2 protein-coding genes and 1 pseudogene are annotated in these 1,879 nt (G+C 52.7%); 2 read left to right on the forward strand and 1 reads right to left on the reverse strand.

The window, feature by feature from the left end:
* Positions 1 to 142 (forward strand): annotated as a pseudogene (locus L2A60_RS20325) (S-(hydroxymethyl)glutathione dehydrogenase); the annotation flags it as partial.
* 257 nt (positions 143 to 399) lie between these two features.
* On the forward strand, positions 400 to 1,152 hold the full coding sequence (locus tag L2A60_RS20330; RefSeq protein ID WP_268920356.1) for a sulfite exporter TauE/SafE family protein: 753 nt from the start codon (positions 400 to 402) through the stop codon (positions 1,150 to 1,152).
* Between the two features lie 166 nt (positions 1,153 to 1,318).
* On the opposite strand, the gene L2A60_RS20335 is transcribed toward L2A60_RS20330, so the two are convergent.
* Positions 1,319 to 1,750, reverse strand: a complete 432-nt coding sequence (locus tag L2A60_RS20335) for a transposase (protein WP_235706280.1) — start codon at positions 1,748 to 1,750, stop codon at positions 1,319 to 1,321.
* Positions 1,751 to 1,879 lie beyond the last annotated feature (129 nt).

The following is a 1,879-nucleotide window of genomic DNA, read 5'->3' on the forward strand; positions in this document are numbered from 1 at the left end:
GCCGAAGATCGTCGACTGGTATATGGACGGCAAAATCAACATCGACGACCTGATCACCCACACCCTCCCCTTCGAGCAGATCAACCACGGCTTCGACCTCATGCGCAACGGCGAAAGCATCCGTTCCGTCGTCGTGTATTGATTAAGGGGCCCTCTACTCTACGACATACAAGCATATCGCACTCAGCCTTTCCGTAAGGATAAAAATAGAAATAAAATAACAGAGGATTACACCGTGGATGCAACTAAAAACGGATGAACCGCACATCTTCCTCGACGCAAAATTAGTGAATACCTCTGGAGGCCCAGTCAACGTGCTCATTTGGATCAAATAAATGTCAACGCTGCCAAGTCAAAATAGAAGACTCAACGCCGTAATAAGCCGTTATTAAAATAGAAATGTTTGCAAATATCCCAGAGGGATGGCTACTTCTTGGCGCTCTCGTCACCTTCATGGCGGGCTTTGTCCAGGGTTTCTCAGGCTTCGGATTTGCCATTGTCTTCACGCCAATATTCTCCCTCATTTTTGGAAGTCCGCAAGAAGTGGTTTTCCTTGCACCGATCCTGGGCTTTATCCTCAGTACGGCGGTAATGATCGAGGCCCGTCGCGCCCTCCGACGGAAACATGCGCTTCCGCTCCTGCTGGCCACCGCAATCGGAACCCCACTCGGTATTGGAATACGGACGCTCTTGAACATACAAGCACTCAAACTTGTCATTGCAACTCTGGCTCTTCTAATTGCTTTTTTACGATTATTTAAATTTCCTCTAAAAATTCCTGATGGGTACAGAACTCTGGCGACGGGTGGATTCTTGGGAGGACTTTTGAATGGCACCACAAGCATGGGAGGGCCGGTACCGTCCCTAATTATCGCCTTTCAGAATTGGGATGTCCACGAAGCTCGCGCGGCTCTAGTGTCATTCAATCTGTTAAGTTATTTCCTGGCGACCACAGTAGCACTTGGTGCACATATCGCCAAGTTTTCCTGGTTTACATCGATTTTATGGTTATTGCCATTTGCGGCGTTCGGAAGCATCTGCGGTGTCTTAGCGGTACGCTATGTCTCTCGCCTTACCTTCGCGCTTTTCATCACTGGAATTGTAGGTCTTTCTGGATGTGTTGGTTTAACTTCAATAATTCTGAAATTGTAAAATCGCGTTGAACAATGGCTCTGACGCAGATTTGGTGCAGGTGGGTTCAATTCGCGCCGAACAGCCGTGCCTCAAGGAGGTCGAGCTTGGTGATTTGTCCCTCGGTTTATCCGTTGGACCACTATTGCGGCTTGTTCGGTATCAGGCCAGGCGCCCTCACCATCCATCACTTTCGTGCCAAGCCCAGAGTTTTGGTAACGGCAGCGCCTTCAGCAGGAGCTTCATGGGCTTTCGCAGTCCCCTGGTGAACCAGGAGAGCTTGCTTCTGGCGACTTTGCGGGGCTGGCGTTTGGCGGCTTTTTTCAGCGGGAGACGGATTTTGTACAGCGTCCCACATTCCGGTGGAGACCGCCCAATGGAGCGCGAGCGCCATCACCAGGATCAGGCGGGCGACGCGGTTGGGATATTGAATCTGAGTTTGCTCGATGCCGAACCCGCGCGACTTGAAGTCGGAGAACATCGGCTCGATACCCCATCGCTTGGCGTAGTCGAGCGTGGTGAGATATCCGGGCTTGGCCGACATGGCGCGGCAGATCCAGGGCTCGGCGTGCCCAGGGTCGCGGATGATGCCGATATTGGTGCTGATGTAGCGCGACAATCAGGGTGAGTGCGCCGGGAGACCGGCAAGGAGCAGGAGGTGAAAGTCCACTACGATGAAGGAGTAGCAACCCGCATCGGCCCCGAGCCGTGCGCTGGCGTCCGCGAGGGCGTTGGCGAAGCGTCGGCA

Source organism: Acidiphilium iwatense (assembly GCF_021556475.1).
Classification (GTDB): Bacteria; Pseudomonadota; Alphaproteobacteria; order Acetobacterales; family Acetobacteraceae; genus Acidiphilium; species Acidiphilium iwatense.

What these genes read in the sequence shown, in the direction of transcription:
- L2A60_RS20330 (WP_268920356.1), top strand. Translation starts at nt 400, where the DNA reads ATGTTTGCAAATATCCCAGAGGGATGGCTACTTCTTGGCGCTCTCGTC.